This window comes from Ruoffia sp. FAM 24228 (genome assembly GCF_045528575.1).
Classification (GTDB): domain Bacteria; phylum Bacillota; class Bacilli; order Lactobacillales; family Aerococcaceae; genus Ruoffia; species Ruoffia halotolerans.
In genome coordinates this window covers 1-21,310 of record NZ_JBGQQZ010000023.1, presented here as the reverse complement: position 1 = coordinate 21,310, position 21,310 = coordinate 1, and the positions used below count along the sequence as shown (strand labels likewise).

Genomic DNA, 21,310 nt, shown 5'->3' with positions numbered 1-21,310 from the left:
TTTATTGTACTATTTAATACCTTCTGTATCTTTTTTAACTAAACGTGAGATAAAAAAGCCGTCCGTATGGTATTGTTGTGGCCAAACTCGAATATTACCTTCATCGGTAATTAAATCTGATTTAACATTATCTTTCTCAACAGAAATTGGACTTTGTACAAAATTATCGTGAACGTTTAAAAATGACTGAACGATCTCTTCATTCTCTTCATAAGATATTGTACATGTACTATATATTATTTTTCCGCCTGGTTTTAATAATGTTGAAGCATGATTAATTAATTCAGTTTGTATTTGTGCTAATTCTTGTATATCTTCATATGATTTCTCATACTTAATCTCAGGTTTACGTCTCATTAAACCTAAGCCAGAACAAGGTGCATCTAAATAAATTTTATCATATAATTGACCGTTTGTTGGCTGATGTTTTGACGCATCTTCAACATTTAATGTCACTCTTTGTGAAAGTCCTAAACGTTCCATATGTTCATTGACTCGCTTAATTTTTGGCTGTGACAAATCTAAGGCTGTCAGATGTCCTGTTTCTAATAGTGTCGCGATATGAGTCGCTTTTCCACCTGGTGCAGAACAGGCATCCAAAATTTCTTCATCGCCATTAATATGACCTAAAGGTGCTACTAACATTGATGATTCATCTTGAATTGTTAACCAACCTTCTTTAAAAGCAGTTGAATGAATTAGATTACCGTTAACTGAACGAATACCAACGGGTGATATCTCACTTTCTACAGTATCATAACCTTCGCTATAAAGGGACTCCATAACTTCTTTTCTAGACTTCTTACTTGTATTAACACGTGCAGAGATAAATGGAACTTCTTGTAAACTTTCTAATAAGTTCTCAACTTCTTCATGCGTTTGATGTTTTAAAAAATAATCTACAATCCAAGGACTAATACTGTATTTCACACTTAGACGTTTAGTGAAATCTTCAATCGCATCAATATCCAATCGATCCGTTCGAATAAAACGCCGCAAGATTGCATTTACAAAATTTCCTACGCCCCCATGACCATTCACTTTAGCTACTTGAACGGCTTCATTAACTACCGCATGACTCGGAATTCGATCTAAAAATACTAACTGATATACAGAAAGTCTTAGTAATGTGGAAACCCAGTCATCAAGTTGCTTACCTGATACAAAAGGTGCCAAGTAGTAATCGATCGTTAATTTGTTTTGGATAACTCCGTATACAATTTGGACAACTAATCGATTATCCCTTTCATCTAAAGGTGTATTTTGTAAAAATTCGTCTATCACTACATTTGAAAATTCATTTTGATTTTCAATTTTATCGAGTAGAACGAGTGAGTGCCAACGTAAATTTTTATTTAATTGTTTTTTACTTCGTTGCTTAATTTTCAAAACTCGTTCCTCCTAACGTTATTTATTTTCGAACACGCTATCTATTATATCCTCTGGCTTATTCCCATTCAACCATTGTTCAATTGAAAGTCGTTTTTTTCCACTTTCTTGCCATTCACTAATCCCGTAAAATGTATTATCTCCACATTGAACAATTAGTTTGTTGTCTTCAATTGCAAGAACTTCACCAATTTCGCCGGGTTCACCATTATAATCTACAGGTTCGCCTGCCCAAATTTTAACACGATTATTATCCAACATTGTATACGTCGATGGGAATGGTCTAAATGCACGGATATGATTATCTACTTCTTGAGCCGTTAAATCCCAAGAAATTCGTTCTTGTTCTTTAGAAATTGTTGGAGAGAAGACAACCTCTTCTTCTACTTGTGGTGTTGCTCGGATTTCTCCAGCAAAAACAGCAGGTAAAGTATCTAATAATAATTCTTTGCCAACTACAGCAAGTGTGCCAAATAATTTACCTACATCATCTGTTGCTTTAATTTCAATAGCGCGTTGAGATAGGATATCTCCCGCGTCCATCTTTTTAGTCATATAAATAATTGAAATTCCGGTTTTTTTGTCACCATTCCATAGCGCATAATGAATCGGTGCTCCCCCTCGGTATTTAGGCAGTAGCGAAGCATGGACATTAATTGCACCATATTTTGGTGCTTCAATTAGATCAATGGGTACAAACTGCCCGTACGCTGCTGTTACAATAAGGTCTGCATTTAATGCTTTTAATTCTTCAGCTTCTTGAGACCCTCTGATTTTTTCCGGTTGATAGACTGGGATATCATGTTTTAATGCGAGTTCCTTCACTGGTGTCGGCTTTAATACCTTTTTACGACCTACAGGTCGATCAGGTTGTGTGACTACGCCTACAACCTCCATAGTCGCATCATTTATTAACCCTTCCAAAACTTCAACAGAGAAATCTGGTGTCCCCATAAAAATTATTTTATGCATATACATATCCTTTCTAACTAAAATATTGTGGTTCATGATCAATATTTACATACACACCTTGTGTTGCTTTTTGTTGTGTATTATTCAAAATATCATCTAATTGTCTTTGAATAGTTGTTTTGTCTTTGTATTTTAAAAGTAAATTAAAATAGTAATAATTATTAATTTTCGAAATATTATTCCGATTTGGTCCTATAATATATAACTGTTCTTTTCTTTCGAGTTCAGGATTATATAATTGAGCTTTTAAATCATAAGCCAACTGACTCGCCCTTCCTTGATGCTTACTAGACACTGTCAGTAAGGTAGTAAAGTAATAAGGCGGATAATTAGTCAGATGTCGTCGTTTCATCTCAAAGCGGAAAAAACTTTCATAATCGTGCGTTTTCGCAAATTGGATCACGTAGTGTTCAGGATTATACGTTTGAATCACAACTTCACCGGCTAAGTGCCCACGTCCGGTTCTTCCACTCACTTGAGTTAATAGTTGGAAAGTCCGTTCACTTGCCCTAAAATCAGGTAAATTTAACGCTGTATCAGCATTGATGACTCCTACTAAGGTTACATTCTCAAAATCTAAGCCTTTAGCGATCATTTGCGTTCCTAATAGAATATCCGATTGCCCGCTTGAAAACTCATCTAGTAATTTTTGATGTTGCCCTTTACGGCGAGTTGTATCGTTATCCATTCGCGTAACCTTCGCTTCTGGAAAGATTTCTTCTAAAGTTTCAGCTACCTTTTGTGTTCCTATACCATGAGTACGAATGTGCGGTGATTGACAGCTCGGACATTGCGTTGGTAGGGGCTCATGGTAATCACAATAATGACACTTCATTTGATTATCAAACTTATGATAGGTTAAAGAGATGTCACATCTAGGACATTGCATAATGAAACCACATTCGCGACATAGTAAGTAAGAGGCATAACCACGACGGTTTTGTAATAATACAACTTGTTCTTTCTTATCGAGTCGATCTTGAATCTTCTCAATAAGCTCTGGAGACAATTCATTCGCCGTTTCCCTCAACTCAACTTGGGTCATATCAATAATATCCACAGGTGGCATCGGCATTTGATTGACCCGATTCTCCAGGTGGATTAAGTGATAGTTACCTACTTGAGCTCGTGCACGACTTTCTAAAGACGGTGTCGCACTTCCAAGTATTAAAGGGGCATCATGATACTCACTCCGCCATCTCGCAACATCTCTCGCATGATAACGTGGATTATCAGATTGCTTATAAGTCGTTTCATGTTCTTCATCGATAATGATAATTCCGATATTTTCTAAAGGAGCAAAGATCGATGATCTAGCCCCTACAACGATTTTTGCTTCGCCTTTAATAATCCGTTGCCATTCATCATATTTTTCAGTGATAGATAAACCAGAATGCAATACTGCAATGCCAGTTTGGAAGCGACTTACTACACGTTCCACCATTTGTGGTGTTAAAGAGATTTCTGGTACGAGTAATAAAGCAGATTTGCCTTGTTGTAAGGCTCTGTCCATCAATTGCAAGTAAATCTCTGTCTTCCCACTCCCGGTTACTCCTTCAATTAAATACGTATCCGCTTGTTTATTATCAACGCTTTGACTAATTAAATCATACGCGTTCTGCTGTTCAGCTAGTAACGTTTTTGATGAACTCGCTTGAAATGAAACATCTTTCAATGGATCACGATAAACCACTTCTTTAAATGTCGTAATCCATTCTTTATCGATGGCTGAATTTATAGTCGCATTGGATAGTTCTAATTCTGTCATTAAAGTGTTTTTTTCAATGCTTTCGATAGCTTGATTATTAATGAAGTATTCTAGTATCGCTCGTTGCTTAAAGCTTCTTAGGCTTGTCTTTTCTAAAACATTCATTAGTTGGTCTTTATTTAAGTTTGTTTTAATCATTGTTTTAGTTTTTTGCGTCGTTTGGTTAATAACTTGGTATTCTATAGAAATGATATTTTCTTTTTTTAATTGACTGATTGCATTGGGAGATATTCTTTCTTCCAATACTTTACGGTCAATGCTTGTTTCATTTTGATACCAAGAACCAACTTTTTCGCTAAATTGAATAGGATCATGAATTTGAACGATGGCATCATACTTTGCCTTTAATAAACTCGGCAACATGGCTTGAAGTACTGATATACGAAAGCACTGAAGATACTCAGCTAAATAATCACTCAATTCAATTAATTCTTCATTTAAGAAAACATCATAATCCATAATACTATGAATGGGCTTAAGTTTTCCGTTGAATTCAGTCTCGTCCGTAATATCCACAACAAAGCCTGTTCGTTTCATATTGCCAAAAGGTACTTGAACTCGGCTACCTAGTTTAATCGCAGATTCCCAATCTTTTGGCACTGCATAATCAAAAGAGCGATTTACTTGCTTCGCTGGTATATCAATGACAACTTTCACTATCATTCTTTCCCCTCCTTCTAAATAATTTGTAACATATGACAAAAAACTACTATGAAAGTAGTATAAATTCTTTCATAGTAGCTTCGATTTTATTTTTCTTTGATTTGTAAGTCGCCAGAAACAACTTCTTCTAACGCTCTTCCCACGGGTTTGATTGCTTCGTATGAATCTAACATTTCATGCTTATATAATTGCATTTCATGAGCGCGTTTACTCGCAAGAATAATTAAGCTATATTTTGATGGAATTTTTTCAACTAATTTGTCAACTGATGGATATAACATCATGATGGATTACTCCCCTTTTTGAAAATAATTATGTATTTGTAATTTAATTTGATCAACGACTCTTGAAACTTTTAAATGTTCACTTTGTATTATACCATTTACTTTGTTTACTGCACAATCAACTTCATCATTTACGACAACATAGTCGTAATGTTTCATCATTTCAATTTCTTCGCGTGCTTTTTGCATGCGTTCATAAATGATTTCTTGATTATCAGTCCCACGTCCAGCAATTCTAGACTCTAATTCGTTGAGATTAGGTGGTGCTAAGAATATGAAAATTCCATCAGGCATTCTTTCTCTAACTTTCATTGCGCCTTGAACTTCAATTTCTAAAAACACATCGTAGCCTTTAGACAGATTGTCTTCAATCGCTCTAATTGGTGTACCATAATAATTTCCAACATATTCTGCGTGTTCAAGCAAAGCATCTTCCTCTATTAGCTGTTCGAACTCCTCACGTGAGGTAAAGTAATAATCGACACCATCTACTTCACCTGTTCTCATTTGGCGAGTCGTAGCTGAAACTGAATATACATAGTTATAAATATTATTCTTAAAAATTGCAGCTCTAACAGTACCCTTTCCAACTCCAGATGGACCTGATAATACAATTAATAACCCTCTTGTGTCACTCATATTTACCTCCAAAATAAAACTCTATATGTCTATAACTACTATCATAACATATCTTAATTCTTCTTGAAATAAAATCAAGAAATTTCATGCGTTTCTTTATTGCTCTAACAATGCTTTTAACTGTTCTTGTATGTTTGTCAGTGTATTACTATCTAAAACTTCGTAAGTAACATCATCAATCATTTCAGAATAACCTTCTAACTGTACTGTTTCAACATTCGTAATTATTTGACGATAATCCAAGGCAATGGTCTGAATATCCTTGAATGACAGATTTGTTAGTACATTACCATTTAGACTACTAAGTAGCTTTGGAATGCTCGTAAGTGAATTGATTTGACTAATTTGTGGAACAATCGCACTGACGACTTGTCTTGCTTTATCTTGACTATTTGCTGATTCAATCGCTTCATCAATATCACCAGTGTAAGCTAAGGCCATTTCACCATCCATATTATACGTTTCACCTGCAACGAAGCTATACCCATTTTGATCAAATGTTTCAGTAGCCGTCACGGATACTTCCCCAATCGCATCTATAATATCAGCCAGTCCATTCAAATTCACTGTTAACGTATAATCAATCGGAATCTCTAATAAATCTTGCACAGTATTAACTGTTGTTGATAGACCACCTGTTTGATACGCCTCTCGAATCATTCCTTCAGATTTTTGACCTGCAATCTCAGTCAGTGTATTACTAGGTATATTTGTCATAACCACACTTTCTTCTTCAGGACTTACTGTGGCAACAACCATAATATCAGATTGACCTTCTTCTAAATTATCATTGGCTGATGGTTCAACCCCTAATATTAGCATTGAAAATGGCTCTTTATTTTGAATACGACTCACCACAGGATCTGGTTCATCTTCATCACGTAAATTCACTTGTTCTTCAGGTCTACTTTGTTGAATCACATCTACTGTGTTCACAACGTTATTATAAAAATAAGCCCCCACAGCACCTGCTCCTATAAGCAGAACGATGATGATAATAAAGAAAATCAAACATCCTTTTCTTCTTTTCTTAGGTCTTTCTCGATGGATATTTCGACGAGACATATTATTTTCACTCATAGACTAACCTCTCATTACTCAATTTTGTTTATCTATTGTATTACTTTATATATTTTATTTCAAATTCTTTTGTTTTTAGGATAGTGTTGACAAAGGGAACGTTTGTTCGTATAATATAAATACAAACATCTGTTCGGATAAAGGAGTGACATTCATGGAATTACCTATCAAACCCAATTCTAACCTTGCAAATACTGTTCAGCGCTTCTTCAAACCCTTTTTAAATACTCAAATTAAACAAGATAAACGCTTTATATTGCCTCTATATGAAGTAGAGAAGTTATTACATCAACATTATGTGACGCTTGACCCTGTCGAAATCACATTTGAATATTACAATTCTCAACAAAAGATTGAACAAAAGACAGTTTTAGCTACTGTCGTATCAACTGTTCAACACAATCGTCGCATTGCAATTAGTGAAGTTAATTCAAAGCGATCTTACATATTATCTTTAGAACAAATTCTAACTGCGTCTGCCAACGCTGCTTAGAACTCATAGACCACCAACTGTTTGCACAATCCCCGCAAACAATTGGTGGTCTTGTTCTTTTATATATTTTTTCAAATAAAAAAGTGTTGGCAATTAACATAACCAACACTTCATTTAATTTATTAATCATTTAATAATGATGATGTTTCTTTACGAGATAAATATTTTGTTCGTTTAGGAATAATTAGTTTTGGATTACTACGAGCCATAATTAAGATTACTAAGCCAATAATTAACCAAATCACAACTAAACTTAACCAAAATTCCCAACCATTAATTTGTAGTAAACTAATCTCATTTAATGCTAAAGGTGTTAACCAGAATTTGATAAACATATAACTCGTTGTCGAAAGTAAGGCACCGGTGAATATGTTTAAGTAAGTAGAAGAGTATCGACGGTTATTAAGGGTTTTTTGTGTATATTTTGCGAATAATCCAGCAAAACCAACAGATAATAACGGTAAGACCTCTTCAAAGAGGACTGATAACCCATCCGTAAAACCTTGTCGTGTAAAGCCAACAATCAAGCCTGTCAGTAAAGCAGAAATTATAGCAAGTGGTGAACCATAACGAAGCGCTAACCATATTAAGGGAAGCATCGCTAACCCTGAATAATCACCTGGTATGAATGAACTAATATATTGTGCAGCAACGGCTAAAATTAAGCCTAAAACAATAGCATATAAACTATCCAATAGCATACTTCTTGTACGTTGATTCATTCTATAGCTCCCCCTATTTTTCTTCTTTATTAGGTTGATAATTTGAAGCTTCCATAATAATTGGTAAGACAACCGGACGACGTTGAGTCTCTTTATATAAGTATTTACCGATTTTTTCACGAAGATCCCCTTTTAGTTCACTCCAGTCAAAATTATCACCATTTAAATGTTCTTCTAATATATCTAAGGTCATATCTGAACAAGCTTCAATTAAATCAATACTTGTTTTCATATATACGAAACCTCTAGAAGTAATTTGTGGTCCGACTAAAACGCGCCCTAAACGACGCGAAATTGTAGCTACAACTACAAAGATTCCATCTTCACTTAAGATACGGCGATCACGTAGAACGACATTACCGATATCTCCGACCCCAATACCATCAATAAGGACATTTCCAGCAGGTACTTGGGTAGTCATCGTCATCTTCCCTTTATTGTACTCGATAACATCTCCGATGTACGGTAAGAAAATTTGCTTATCTTCATAGCCTACTTCGTTAGCTAAACGCGCATGCGCGGCTAACATTCTTGATTCACCATTAACAGGGATAACATATTTAGGTTTGATAAAGTTCATCATTAATTTTAAATCTGACTGATTCGCGTGACCAGATGTTTTAAAGTTATCTGTTACAGACTTAACTGTTCCGCCAGCTTTGTAAATCATATCCTTTGTTTTGGCAATGACTGTTTCCATCGCAATTGAAGGTGTTGTAGCTAAATAAACCAAATCACCATCTTTAATATTGATTAATGAATGACGATTTGTCGCCATTAATTGAACATTCTTAATTGGTTCGCCAACGTCACCTGTTTCTAACACGATGACTTCGTTATCAGGCGTGTTATTTAGATCTTTCACTTGTCCGATGATGTCTTTACTTGGAATTTTAATCTGATTTAATTGAATCGCAATATCGACAATTTTGTATAATTGGTCATCTGCTAAGAAAATTGTTCTACCTGAATTTTTAGCAGCATAAAATAATTGCTGAATACGAGAGATATTACTTCCAATTGAAGCAACGATGACACGTCCGTCTTCATTACGGAATACTTCGGTCATATCTGCAGTAATCTTCTTATCACTGACTGATTGAACGGCATTCTCTGCATCCGCAGAATCACTTAGTAAAGCTAAAACACCTGCTTCTCCAATATCCGTTAAACGACCATAATTTGTACTGTATTGTTCAGACGCGCTTGGATCAAATTTAAAGTCTCCTGTATAAACGATTGAACCTTCATCCGTTGAGACAACAATACCAAGAGAACCTGGAATTGTATGTGTGGTTCTGAAGAAACTTACAGTTGCATCTTCAAATTCAATCTCAACATCTTCATCAATCTTGAAGAAGTTCTCAATATGTTGATGCAATCCTTGTGATTTAGCTGAAATCGTTGCTAATTCAATTGTTAATTCAGTTCCGAATACTGGTGCATCAATCTTTTCTAATAGATATGGCAATGCACCCATCGCATCATCATGACCATGTGTCAGGAATATCCCAACGATTTGATCTTTCTTTTCAACTAAGTATGTAAAATCTGGGATGACTGCATCGATACCAAGTAATTCTTCTTCTGGAAAGACTAGTCCGCAATCCAAAACAAAGATTGACTCATTCACTTCTACCACGTAAAGATTTTTACCTTCTTCACGCACCCCACCTAACGGGATTATTTTTATTTTACTCATTTGACACCTCTTTATTTAGTTAGTTTCATTTTGATAATATACTTATCACATTATAGCACAGTTAGGAATAAAATAAAAAATTGCTTCTCCAATATTTCAAATTGATTCGTTATCATAAATCAATACCGCAGTTATTTAGAAAAACCAAAAAGACAAGTTCCCTTTTGTGAAACTTGCCTCTTAATAGTATGTGTTATTCTTTGTCGATTAAAGCTTTACGAGATAGGTTAATCCGTCCTTTATCGTCAATTTCTTGAACGCGAACTTTAACTTTATCATTCAATGCTATAACATCTTCAACTTTCCCTACACGGTGATGCTCTAATTCAGATATATGAACTAAACCATCTTTACCTGGTAAAATCTCAACAAAAGCACCGAATTTCTCAATTCGTTTAACGGTACCTTCGTAAATTTCTCCCGCTTTAACTTCATGTGTTAATTGTTCGATAATTTCTTTAGCACGGTTAATCATTGCTTGATCAGTAGAGGCAATACTTACATTACCTTCATCATCAATATCAATTTTAACGCCTGTTTCATCAATAATCTTATTGATTGTATCTCCACCACGACCGATAACAACTTTAATCTTATCTGGTTTGATTTGAATCATTTCAATCTTAGGAGCGTAAGGGCTTAACTCTGTTCTTGGTTCAGAAATTGTCGAAGTTAATTCTTCTAGAATTGCTAATCGAGCTTGACGTGCTTGAACTAACGCTTCATTTAAAATTTGCTCTGTAATTCCTTCGATTTTAATATCCATTTGTAAAGCAGTGATTCCTTTTTCAGTTCCCGCTACTTTGAAGTCCATATCTCCTAGAGCATCTTCTAGACCTTGGATATCAGTTAGAATTGTATAGTTGTCGCCATCCATAACTAATCCCATTGCGATACCTGCGACTGGTGCTTTAATAGGTACACCTGCGTCCATTAATGCTAATGTTCCAGCACAAATACTTGCTTGTGAAGATGAACCGTTAGATTCTAATACTTCTGATACTAAACGAATCGTATATGGGAATACATCTTCATCTGGAATAATTTGTGCAAGCGCACGTTCACCTAAGGCACCGTGTCCTACTTCACGACGTCCCGCGCTACCCATACGTCCAGTTTCACCTACTGAATATGGTGGGAAGTTATAGTGGTGAATAAAGCGTTTAGACTCTTCAATACCTAAGCCATCAATAATTTGATGCTCTCCTAGAGGTGCTAATGTCGCTACTGTTAATGCTTGAGTTTGTCCACGTGTGAATAAACCAGATCCGTGAGTACGTGGTAATAAGCCTACACGAGAAGCTAATGGACGAATTTGGTCCACTTTACGGCCATCAGGACGGATACGATCCGCTGTAATTAAATGACGCACAACTTCTTTTTCTAGGGCTTGTAATGCAGCGTTAACAGCTGAAAGAACTTCACCTTTTTCTGGGTTTTCAGCATGTAATTCTTCATAATAAGTTACAGCACCTTGCATAACTAGAGCAATCGCATCTTCACGCGCTTTTTTCTCTTCTGTTTTAATTGCTTCAATCATTGCTTCACGATAACGTCCAGAAATTTCTTCCATGATTTCTTCATCATTTTGTACAATCGTTAATTCGAATTTCTCTTTACCGATTTGTTCAATAATATTCGCTTGGAATTCGTTAATTTCTTTAATTGCACGGTGACCAAATAATAATGCTTCAAGCATCTCATCTTCTGGTACTTCTTCCGCACTTGACTCAACCATGTTAATTGCTTGGCTAGTACCTGCAACTGTTAAGTGGATATCAGAGTGGGCGCTTTGTTCAGTCGTTGGGTTAATTACTAATTCTCCCTCTACACGACCAACATTAACACCTGCAATAGGTCCGTTAAACGGAATATCTGATACACCTAGGGCTAATGATGAACCTAACATTGCTGACATTTCTGGTGAGCAATCTTGGTCTACAGATAATACAGTATTGACGATTTGAATTTCGTTTCGTACCCCATCTGGGAACATTGGACGAATTGGGCGGTCAATTAGACGTGCAGTTAATGTCGCATTCTCTGACGGGCGACCTTCACGTTTAATAAATCCACCGGGGATTTTACCTACTGAATATTTTTTCTCTTCGTAGTTCACAGTTAACGGGAAGAAGTTTCCGTCTACAGGTCTACTTGAAGCTACTGCTGTAGATAATACAACGGTATCTCCGTATCTTACTAGGACTGCTCCATTCGCTTGTCGAGCAAATTCGCCAATTTCAACTGACAGTGGGCGTCCACCAATAGTTGTTTCAAAAACATGTTTTTCGAACATGGTATCTCTCCTTTGATTAATAAATTGTGTGTTTTGGAGAACTACTAAACAAATATCAACTCATGACGCGTCTCGTCACAAACTCATACTTGTATAGTAGATCTACCAATATTGATAATTACCAAAACACACACTAATTAGTTTAGCATATTCTCTATATAATTGCGCTCATAAAGGGCAATATATTATGAATATCTACAAAAAAACTTCCATTTCATTACTGAAACGGAAGTTAATATCATATTAACGACGTAATCCTAAACGTTGGATTAATTCGCGGTAACGTGCTACGTCTTTGTTACGTAAGTACGCTAATAAGTTACGACGGTGACCAATTTTTTTCATTAGTCCACGGTATGAATGGAAATCTTTTTTATGTTCGCGGATATGCTCGTTTAATGAGTTAATATCAGCGGTTAACACAGCGATTTGTACTTCTGGAGAACCAGTGTCCCCTTCGTGAGTAGCAAATTCTTTCATGATTTCTGTTTTACGTTCTTTTGTTAAAGCCATCTCATTTCACCTCTTTCTTTTTTATCCCTGATGCCAAGAAAAGCGTTGGTGATTCGCTGAACTGAGCATAGGTACTATATAGTATTCCATGCACTTTTACAATGCTAGATTACCACTTGGTATAATTTACACTATATGGTAAGTGAATGCAAGAATTTTTATTCAATTTCTTCAATTGTTTCCTCTGGTAAATGTTGAAACATCGTTTGAGTGACAATTACAGCAAAGTGTTCCATTCCTTCTGGTGTGTGATGGACTTCATCTTCTGTATACCAGTCAGGATTACCTTGTTGATAGCTATACCAATCAACTTCAAAGGCATTTGTATATTTTTTAGCCGTATCTTTAATTGTGTCATTCACGTTTTGAATGTGCATTACTCGTGAGTTTGTGTTTACAAAGAATACATTCCGCTCTTCTCCCGCAATGGACATCAATTCATCCATTCCTTCTTGATCCAATCCTGCGTTTGTTCCAAGGACCACGACTAAATTCTCTTGAACTTCGCCATCACGTACCATGTCACGTAAGATGTCATTTGCATCCCACAATTGTAAGCTTCCTTGACCATAGATATTTCCATTCCAGAAAATTTCGTCTACTTTCGGTGTAAAGTGTAAAGCGATAGAATCTCCAAAGAAAGTCACTGGCACTTCAGTGGCAAATAATAATTCTTGTGGCGTCAACTCATCGAATACAATTGGATTTAAATCTTCAAATTCATCAAACACTTCTTGGTTCTCAGCAATGAGTTCTTGAAGTTCCGCTGACAATGTTTCTTGTTCAAAATAAATATTTTGTAATGTTTCTACAGGATCTTCAACTTCCAACTCGTTAACGAAGACCGTCTCAAATGTATCATCCACTTGGTCTAAATCTTCATTAACTTGGATAATTGGCAGACTTAATGGATACGTGGTGTTCAATAAGTTAGGTTTCGTCTGAAAAGCTTGATATTCTAATTCGAATAAAGACACACGTTTATTATCTGCTGAATAGATAAGTCCTCGAACAAATAAAACTATTAAGGCGACGTAAGCAATAAAGATGAATAACTTAGGCTGGAGGAATTTTCTCTGATCAATCATATGACCGATATCTTCCGCATCTTCTTTAAAGTTGAGTGAAGAACCAAACCAAATTCTCACGCCCCCGCTTTCAATAACACGGTAAAAAATTTCCCCAACAATTGCTAATGTAATCAGAGATAAGACATTGACTACGGTAATGTTTTCTCCTAATTCACGGTAAAATGCTAAGTAAAAGACAATAATTGGGTAATACCATAGGTAGTATGAATATGACCTTTTACCAATAAGATGCAGTGGTTTTAAACTTAGCCAACTTGTCACTGTCGGTGCCCCTACAGTAATTGAAAATACGAGTAACATACTCAACACATTAAATACTGACATCCACAGTAGATACGTCGCTTCGTTTTGATCCGATTGAGTGAACACAATCCAAATCATTCCCCCTGCAGACAATATTGCTATTAAATTGTATACAAACAGTTTAATTCTAGATTTATAAAATAAATTTAAAATGGTCGGTGTGATGTAAGCTGCAGCTACACCAATTGCAAATGATGCAAAGCGGGTTTCAATACCGTAATAAACACGCGTTGGATCCTCGCCTGGTGTATATAAGAATAAGATGGCTACATGACTTAGCAAAACAATAAAAAGCCAAATAATTCCTTTAGAAGGAATCGATAGTTTTAATCTTTGTAATAGTAAGATGATACCGGTTGCGATTAGAACTGATTGTAAGTGAATCGCATTATACCAAAGATGAGTAAAAGGCGATGCATCTGACATTTGTACAAAATAAGATTGATCCGTCACTATTTGATAAATATTATTTACAAAAAACAACCCAGAAAATATATCACTCTGAATATGTCTTAATTCAGTTGGATATAATATATATAAGCCGACAACGATAAATAATAAGAGCCACAAGAGTGGTATAAAGAGCCTCTCTATCGTATGTAGTAGATACTTTCCGATCGCTTTCCATTGAATTGATGCTTTAACCGGCTGAACTTTCTCAATATTTCTTGCAAAAAAGAACCCTCCAATAACAAGAAATGTATTCACCATGAAAAAACCGCCTGGTATTATGGAAGGGAATAAATGATAAGCAACGACGGCCATAATCGCTAAACCTTTTAAGCCATCAAAACTTTGCACTCTCTTCTGTTGTCGCATTATATTACCTCCTGATTAAGAATGACCTCCATAAATTATTATATAGGAAGCATTATTATTATAAAAGGCCAAATCTACTTTTATCTTAATTAATTCAAATTTTCTCTAATGAGTAAATTATTTTAAAAAAGTCTCAAAACATAAAAAGAACAAAACACTTCAGACTATCATGTAGTCAAAAGTATTTTGTCCTAAATTTAATTATTTTCTTTTAAAGAAAGTCGCTTTAAGTTCCATAACTATATCTCTTAAATCAGCTGCCGCTTCAAAGTTTAAATCTTTAGCGTATTGACGCATCTCCATCTCAAGTCGCTCAAGCTCTTCTTCACGTTGAAGACGAGACAATTGTTTGAATTGAGCTAAGATATTCTCTTCTTGTTCTTCACCTTCAACTTCATGCGTAATTCGAATAAGATCACGAACTTCTTTCTTAATCGTTTTGGGTGTAATGCCATGTTCTTTATTATAAGAGATTTGAATCTCACGACGACGCTCAGTTTCTTCAATAGCTTTTGTCATTGAGTCCGTCATTTTATCTGCATACATAATAACATGCCCATTCTCGTTACGAGCCGCACGCCCAATCGTTTGGATTAATGCACGCTCACCTCGTAAGAACCCTTCCTTATCCGCATCTAAGATGGCGACTAATGACACTTCTGGTACGTCAATCCCCTCTCTTAGTAAGTTAATACCAATAAGGACATCAAAGATCCCTAACCTTAAATCACGAATAATCTCCGTTCTTTCTAAAGTTTTAATATCACTATGTAAGTATTTGACTTTAATATCGACTTCTTTAAGATAGTCCGTTAAGTCTTCAGACATTTTTTTCGTCAAGGTCGTAATAAACACACGTTCATCACGCTCAGTTCGTTTCGTAATTTCTTGAATTAAATCATCAATCTGACCCTTAATTGGTCGGACTTCAACAACTGGATCTAATAAACCAGTTGGACGTATAATTTGCTCAACATATTCGTCATCAGTATGTTCTAATTCATATGGACCTGGTGTAGCTGAAATATAGATGATTTGGTTGACATGCTTTTCAAACTCTTCTAACCTAAGTGGTCTATTGTCTAAAGCACTTGGTAATCTGAAGCCATAATCAATTAATTGTTGCTTCCGAGCTCTGTCCCCATTATACATCCCTCGAATTTGTGGCATCGTCATATGTGACTCATCCACTACAATCAAGAAATCATCTGGGAAGAAGTCAATTAACGTATAAGGTTGCTCTCCAGGCGCACGCCCGTCCATATGTCTTGAATAGTTCTCAATCCCATTACAATACCCCATCTCAAGGAGCATTTCTAAATCATAGGTCGTCCGTTGCTCTAAACGTTGTGCTTCTAAGAGTTTATTCTCAGAACGCAATTCTTCTAATCTCTCTTCTAACTCCGCTTTAATCGTAGTAACAGCTTGTAATGTTTGATCTTGGTCAGCCACGAAGTGAGTTGCGGGATAGATAGGATAATGATCGACGTCATTTTTAATCTCGCCTGTCATTACATCTACTTCGCGAATTCTATCAATTTCGTCACCGAAAAATTCAATTCGAATCACTTCACTATCACGCGAAGCTAAGAACACTTCAACCACATCTCCACGGACTCTAAAAGTTCCCCGCTGAAAGTCAATGTCATTTCTAACAAACTGCATGTCAATTAGCTGACGCAATACTTCTTCGCGCGATACTTCTTGCCCTTTTCTAATTGATAAAACTTGATTACGATACATCTCTGGATCCACTAACCCGTAAATACAAGAAACTGATGCGACAACAATAACATCTCGCCGCTCCAATAATGCGGATGAAGCGGAATGTCGTAGCTTATCAATTTCATCATTGACCATTGCTTCTTTTTCAATATATGAATCCGATGATGGAACATAAGCCTCAGGTTGATAGTAATCATAGTAAGACACAAAGTATTCGATTGAATTCTCTGGGAAAAACTCTAATAATTCACTATACAGTTGACCTGCTAAAGTTTTATTATGAGCTAAAACTAAAGTAGGTTTATTTACTTCTTTAATTACATTGGCAATCGTAAACGTCTTTCCTGTACCAGTTGCACCTAATAGCACTTGTTCTTTTTCACCATTATTTAATCCATTAACTAACTCTTTAATTGCTTGAGGTTGATCACCGTTTGGCTCATACTGAGATATTAATTTAAATTTATCCATTTACTGCCTCCTCATTAACCGAACATTTATTCGCTTAAACCATAATACTCTATAATGATATAAAATTCTACTTCTTTGTTTCAATATGTTTATATAAGTGTTTAAGCAATCTTCTCTTATAATTTCAGTTTAAAACAAACAAAAAAAGATTGCATCACTCTTCTATTTTATTGTATAATAATTTTTGTTGACTAAGTTAGCAAATGCTTATATACTAGACAAATGAAATCAGTAAGAAAGAGGTGACACCAATGGCAAACTCTAAATCAGCTATTAAACGTGCTCGTCAATCAAGTGTAAAAGAACAACGTAATACTGCACAAGTTTCGAAAATGCGTTCATTAATCAAAGATTTTCGTAATGCAGTAGAAACTGGTGAAGGTGACGTGAATGAATTATTCGCTAAAGCTTCTAAACAAATTGACCGTACTGCAGGTAAAGGATTAATCCACGCAAACAAAGCAGCACGTAACAAATCTACATTAGCAAACTTAATGAATAAATAATTAAGATACTTTATCTTGATTACAAAAAAACGAAAATGAACTTTAAAAAGTTCATTTTCGTTTTTTTTTATAAAGAAGTTAACTTTGATAATAAGATATAAAAGTGAGTCTCTTTATCCCCGACACCTGTCTTCATTCTAAAATCTACTTCTGCCATCTCAACATAAAAATTAAGTAATTCTGATAATTGCAAGGATCTTCCTGATGTTAGTGCAAGCTTCACTCGATATGGATGAATGCCTAACTGTTTCGCAATGTCGGCTTGATTCATTCCTTGTCTACCCAAAATCATTGACTGGACAATCACTCTAAATTGAGAAACCATTAATGCGTGTAAAGCAATTGGTTCATGACGCATTAATAATAAGTCTTGGTAAATTTGAATGGCTTGTATAATATTTTTATTCGCTACGGCATTGGTTAATTGGAATACGTCTGATTCAAGCGTACGTGGAACAAGTGATTGGACAGAATCGAGTGTGATTCTACCTTCAGTTTGTCCAAATATTTCCAGTTTATTCACTTCTGTCATTGCATTAGTTAGTTGATAGTTTACCCTAATTAACAATTCCTCAACAGCCTCACGTGTAAATGAAATATCTAAATTATTAATATAAGATTGAACATACCGCCCTACTTGACCTTCATCGAGCTCTGATATATCGACCATTTTCGTTTGTTTATTAAAACTTTTAGTCAGTTTCTTTCGCTTATCTAAGGATGGATTTTCAACATTAAAGATTAAAATAGTTGCTTGGTTCGGATTTTCTAAATAACCCAGTAATCGTTTTTGTTCAGAATCACTTAATTTATTCTTACTTTGTGAATTTAAAAACGTTGCATTCGACACAACGAGCACTCGATAATCAGAGAAAAAAGAAAACATCTCTGCTTCATCCAAAACGTCATTCATCGTCACTTCTTGTAAGTCAATTCGTGAGATATCTAAAACATCGATCCCGCCTAATTGTTGAAATAAGCCTTCCATAAACTGGTTTTTGAGGTAATTCTCAGATCCGACAACCGTATAGATTGGATCAATTTGTTTCTTATTGATTTGTTGCATGACTTGTTGGAACTCCATCTTTTCCCTCCTTCATATAAAATAAAACGAACATCACCAAAGTTTAATACATCAAGGTAATATCCGTTTTATTATCATAATCTTTTACTTTTGAATTTTTACTACCCAGTTATTTGCCGTATCTGAAGAATTAAGTAAAGATGGTGTATCTTCTGCTTTCTCATTACGTTCAATAAGTTTTCCTTGAATAGGTGATGGTATTTCAATCGCAGCTTTAGAAGCTTCAACATTAATAATTGTATCATCAACATCAATGTTTCCTAATGAAGCGATATTTGCATATGAAATATCTCCTGCTTCATCTTGCAATTCAGGCGTTAAACCAATCGTTACAATATTCTCTTCTTCAGTCATCCATAAATTCTTATTTAATAATTCCAATATTAATCACCCTTCTAAATTTAATAACTAAAATCATCTTCCATACCAAACATATAGCTTCGGTGATGATATTTCATTGATAGAACTAAACCAATCCCAATCATGTTTCCTAGTAAAGCCGAACCACCTTGAGAAACAAATGGCAGTGGAACCCCCGTGATTGGTAATAAACCAATCGCCATTCCGATATTCTCTAGAACGTGGAATAAAATCATTGATATAACACCTGCAGCAATATATGAATAAAACTCATTACGTGTTTTAAAGCAGATTTGTACGATTTGATAAATTAAAATGAAATAAACAAAGAGTAAAACTGAGCTTCCTAAGAATCCGAAGTTTTCAGCGATAGTCGTAAAGATAAAGTCAGATTCACGAACCGGTACGGTAACTTGTGAAACCCCAAAGCCTTTACCACTCAATTGACCCGATCCAACAGCTTTAATACTTTGAGCTAACTGATACCCACTCCCTTGTGTGTTTTCAAAGGGTCGTAACCAGTCTAAGATACGGTTAATTTGATATTCTTGAACAAGATTATTATCTATTAGAAATTCCGGGAATTTCTCAACGACAATAATAATTCCTCCCGCAACAACAATAACGGTTGTTGCAATTGGTGCAAGAATTTTCCAGCTGATTCCTGACATGAGAATAATTCCAGCAGTAATCGACATGATAACTAAGTTTGTTCCTAAGTCGTTTTGTAACTGAATTAAAATCATCGGTGGTGCAGCGAACATCAATATTTTTCCTAATTGCATAAAGTCTGATTTTATCGTACGGTTAGGGTATTTATTATTATGCTCAGTGACAACACGTGCCATAAATACTATATAAGCAGGTTTGAAAAGCTCTGAAGGTTGAACCGATAGCGAACCGATTCTTAACCAACTTGTCGCCCCTGTATCGGCTAATTCTCTATCATAGAAGAACAGTACTAATAATAATAGTAGTAAACCGAATCCGTATAAATAATTGGAAAGCTTCCAATATTGTTCACTATCTAATTGCATCGCCGCAATAACAGCAATCGTACCTACCCCATACCATAAGGCGTGGAATAAAGTTGGAACGAGGTCTCCCCCTTCAATGAGTGTTGTTGTTGAGTATACACTTAACAATCCGATGATTGCTAAGACCATAACATTTAAGATAATGCCGTAATCGATGCGGTTCTCATTATCTCGACGTATTTGTCTAATAGATGTCATTCATTTCACCTTTCTTTATTACTTGTTTGTAAAATTCTTATATATCTTATTGGTCAATTCAAACTGATTTGAATTTGCTTGTCTAAAGTTATCACTATATGAGACAAATGATTGGTACTTACTAGTTTCTTCAACCAATTGCCAATAACTTTTCTCTTTAAAATCATGATAAAAGACATTGATGTAAGCTCCTATGGAAATAACCATCGCATTTAAATATAACCAAATGATCGCAACCATGAATACTCCAATCGTGCCCCCACCAACATTACCTCCAGCAAATCTCATATAAACATTGAATAACTGAGATACTAAGATAAAGCCTAGTAAGGCAAATACTGTACCAGGTATTGCATATTTGATCGGCCATTTAACATTTGGCATAAATTGGTAAATTCCAATTAATAGAATAAAAATACCTAGCAAACCTAAAATCCAGCCCTGATTCACAAAAAAATCCAATAAGAAAAATTGAATACCAAATACTTCCTGAATATAGTCAATAATTGTCTCGCCGAATACAAGTGCAAATGTAAACGTAACCAACGCAATGACGATGAGTAAAGTAAATACATATGCAAATAATCGTGCGATAAAAAAGTTTTTTCTAGGTACAGTTTTATATATTGTATTTAGAACACGTTGCATGGTATTAAATACATTCGAAGCTGGCCATAATGAAATGATTAAACTTAGCGAGAACAAACCTGAACTTGTACCTGTTAAGTAAGTCTCCAATAAGGGAATAATCGCTACCTCGACTTCATCTGGTAATGCTAATTGAATTGTGTCAATAATTTGTGCTTCTGAAAAAGGAAGTATAGCAATAATATTTGATAATGCAAGCATTAACGGCACTAACGCCCAAATAACATAAAATGATAATTCAGCAGCATAACTTCCAAAAGCCAACTGTTGATTATTAATTTGGAACGTCTTCATTAGCTTATTAAATACCGAAGGTTGATCCATCTCTATCAGACCTTTCAATTCATTTTTATAACTACATAAGATTATCACATATTATATCATTTTGCACTTTAAGAATCTGTAATAATCTAGACTTTTTCCTGAACAATTCATACTTTTCGTTGAAACATGTGCCAACTGCCTAACGGCAGCTTAAATTTACTTTTTCATTTTCACCTGTTAAGTGATGAAAAAAGAACCCCATTCTGATATTGTAAAGGTGTCT

18 protein-coding genes are annotated in these 21,310 nt (G+C 35.2%); 2 read left to right on the top strand and 16 right to left on the bottom strand.

What is annotated here, in order from left to right:
• Nucleotides 1–9 precede the first annotated feature (9 nt).
• The 6 genes from rsmB to ACEN33_RS05570 form a co-directional block, all read right to left on the bottom strand.
• Nucleotides 10–1,389 carry a 16S rRNA (cytosine(967)-C(5))-methyltransferase RsmB gene (gene rsmB / locus ACEN33_RS05595; protein ID WP_407090082.1) on the bottom strand — a complete coding sequence of 460 codons (1,380 nt, stop codon included), beginning with the start codon at nt 1,387–1,389 and terminating at the stop codon, nt 10–12.
• A gap of 18 nt (nt 1,390–1,407) precedes the next feature.
• Nucleotides 1,408–2,361, bottom strand: coding sequence for a methionyl-tRNA formyltransferase (gene fmt, locus ACEN33_RS05590; protein WP_407090081.1), 954 nt, complete (start codon nt 2,359–2,361; stop codon nt 1,408–1,410).
• A 13-nt stretch (nt 2,362–2,374) separates the two neighbouring features.
• Complete coding sequence (gene priA / locus ACEN33_RS05585; RefSeq protein WP_407090080.1) at nt 2,375–4,792, bottom strand: primosomal protein N'; 2,418 nt, start codon at nt 4,790–4,792, stop codon at nt 2,375–2,377.
• A gap of 86 nt (nt 4,793–4,878) precedes the next feature.
• Entirely contained in the window at nt 4,879–5,076 is a 198-nt protein-coding gene (gene rpoZ / locus ACEN33_RS05580) for a DNA-directed RNA polymerase subunit omega (RefSeq protein WP_218930821.1), read from the bottom strand.
• A 6-nt stretch (nt 5,077–5,082) separates the two neighbouring features.
• Entirely contained in the window at nt 5,083–5,715 is a 633-nt protein-coding gene (gene gmk, locus ACEN33_RS05575; protein WP_407090079.1) for a guanylate kinase, read from the bottom strand.
• 96 nt (nt 5,716–5,811) lie between these two features.
• Nucleotides 5,812–6,795, bottom strand: a complete 984-nt coding sequence (locus ACEN33_RS05570; RefSeq protein ID WP_407090077.1) for an LCP family protein — start codon at nt 6,793–6,795, stop codon at nt 5,812–5,814.
• 154 nt (nt 6,796–6,949) lie between these two features.
• Between ACEN33_RS05570 and ACEN33_RS05565 the strand changes: the two genes are divergently transcribed.
• Nucleotides 6,950–7,288: a hypothetical protein gene (locus ACEN33_RS05565; protein WP_407090076.1), complete on the top strand. Its 339-nt coding sequence runs from the start codon at nt 6,950–6,952 to the stop codon at nt 7,286–7,288.
• Between the two features lie 122 nt (nt 7,289–7,410).
• Here ACEN33_RS05565 and ACEN33_RS05560 read toward each other — a convergent pair whose 3' ends face one another.
• The 6 genes from ACEN33_RS05560 to uvrB form a co-directional block, all read right to left on the bottom strand.
• Nucleotides 7,411–8,010 (bottom strand): energy-coupled thiamine transporter ThiT, encoded by a 600-nt coding sequence (locus ACEN33_RS05560; protein WP_407090074.1) that lies wholly within the window; start codon nt 8,008–8,010, stop codon nt 7,411–7,413.
• A gap of 13 nt (nt 8,011–8,023) precedes the next feature.
• Nucleotides 8,024–9,712: a ribonuclease J gene (locus tag ACEN33_RS05555; protein ID WP_407090073.1), complete on the bottom strand. Its 1,689-nt coding sequence runs from the start codon at nt 9,710–9,712 to the stop codon at nt 8,024–8,026.
• Between the two features lie 193 nt (nt 9,713–9,905).
• Nucleotides 9,906–12,008, bottom strand: a complete 2,103-nt coding sequence (gene pnp / locus ACEN33_RS05550; RefSeq protein ID WP_407090071.1) for a polyribonucleotide nucleotidyltransferase — start codon at nt 12,006–12,008, stop codon at nt 9,906–9,908.
• A gap of 243 nt (nt 12,009–12,251) precedes the next feature.
• The gene (gene rpsO / locus ACEN33_RS05545; RefSeq protein WP_407090070.1) at nt 12,252–12,521 is read right to left on the bottom strand and encodes a 30S ribosomal protein S15; all 270 of its coding nucleotides are present in this window, start codon (nt 12,519–12,521) and stop codon (nt 12,252–12,254) included.
• Between the two features lie 158 nt (nt 12,522–12,679).
• Entirely contained in the window at nt 12,680–14,734 is a 2,055-nt protein-coding gene (locus ACEN33_RS05540; RefSeq protein ID WP_407090069.1) for an acyltransferase family protein, read from the bottom strand.
• Nucleotides 14,735–14,935: 201 nt separating this feature from the next.
• Nucleotides 14,936–16,930, bottom strand: a complete 1,995-nt coding sequence (gene uvrB / locus ACEN33_RS05535) for an excinuclease ABC subunit UvrB (RefSeq protein ID WP_407090068.1) — start codon at nt 16,928–16,930, stop codon at nt 14,936–14,938.
• Nucleotides 16,931–17,181: 251 nt separating this feature from the next.
• Here uvrB and rpsT point away from each other — a divergent pair, with 251 nt between their 5' ends.
• Nucleotides 17,182–17,436, top strand: coding sequence for a 30S ribosomal protein S20 (gene rpsT, locus ACEN33_RS05530; RefSeq protein ID WP_138405307.1), 255 nt, complete (start codon nt 17,182–17,184; stop codon nt 17,434–17,436).
• Nucleotides 17,437–17,503: 67 nt separating this feature from the next.
• Here the strand turns inward: rpsT and holA are convergent, their stop codons facing one another.
• The 4 genes from holA to ACEN33_RS05510 form a co-directional block, all read right to left on the bottom strand.
• Nucleotides 17,504–18,520: a DNA polymerase III subunit delta gene (gene holA, locus ACEN33_RS05525; protein ID WP_407090067.1), complete on the bottom strand. Its 1,017-nt coding sequence runs from the start codon at nt 18,518–18,520 to the stop codon at nt 17,504–17,506.
• An 84-nt stretch (nt 18,521–18,604) separates the two neighbouring features.
• Nucleotides 18,605–18,901, bottom strand: a complete 297-nt coding sequence (locus ACEN33_RS05520; RefSeq protein WP_407090065.1) for a glycine cleavage system protein H — start codon at nt 18,899–18,901, stop codon at nt 18,605–18,607.
• 20 nt (nt 18,902–18,921) lie between these two features.
• The gene (locus ACEN33_RS05515) at nt 18,922–20,115 is read right to left on the bottom strand and encodes an FtsW/RodA/SpoVE family cell cycle protein (RefSeq protein ID WP_407090064.1); all 1,194 of its coding nucleotides are present in this window, start codon (nt 20,113–20,115) and stop codon (nt 18,922–18,924) included.
• Between the two features lie 18 nt (nt 20,116–20,133).
• Nucleotides 20,134–21,087: a YihY/virulence factor BrkB family protein gene (locus ACEN33_RS05510; protein ID WP_407090062.1), complete on the bottom strand. Its 954-nt coding sequence runs from the start codon at nt 21,085–21,087 to the stop codon at nt 20,134–20,136.
• Nucleotides 21,088–21,310 lie beyond the last annotated feature (223 nt).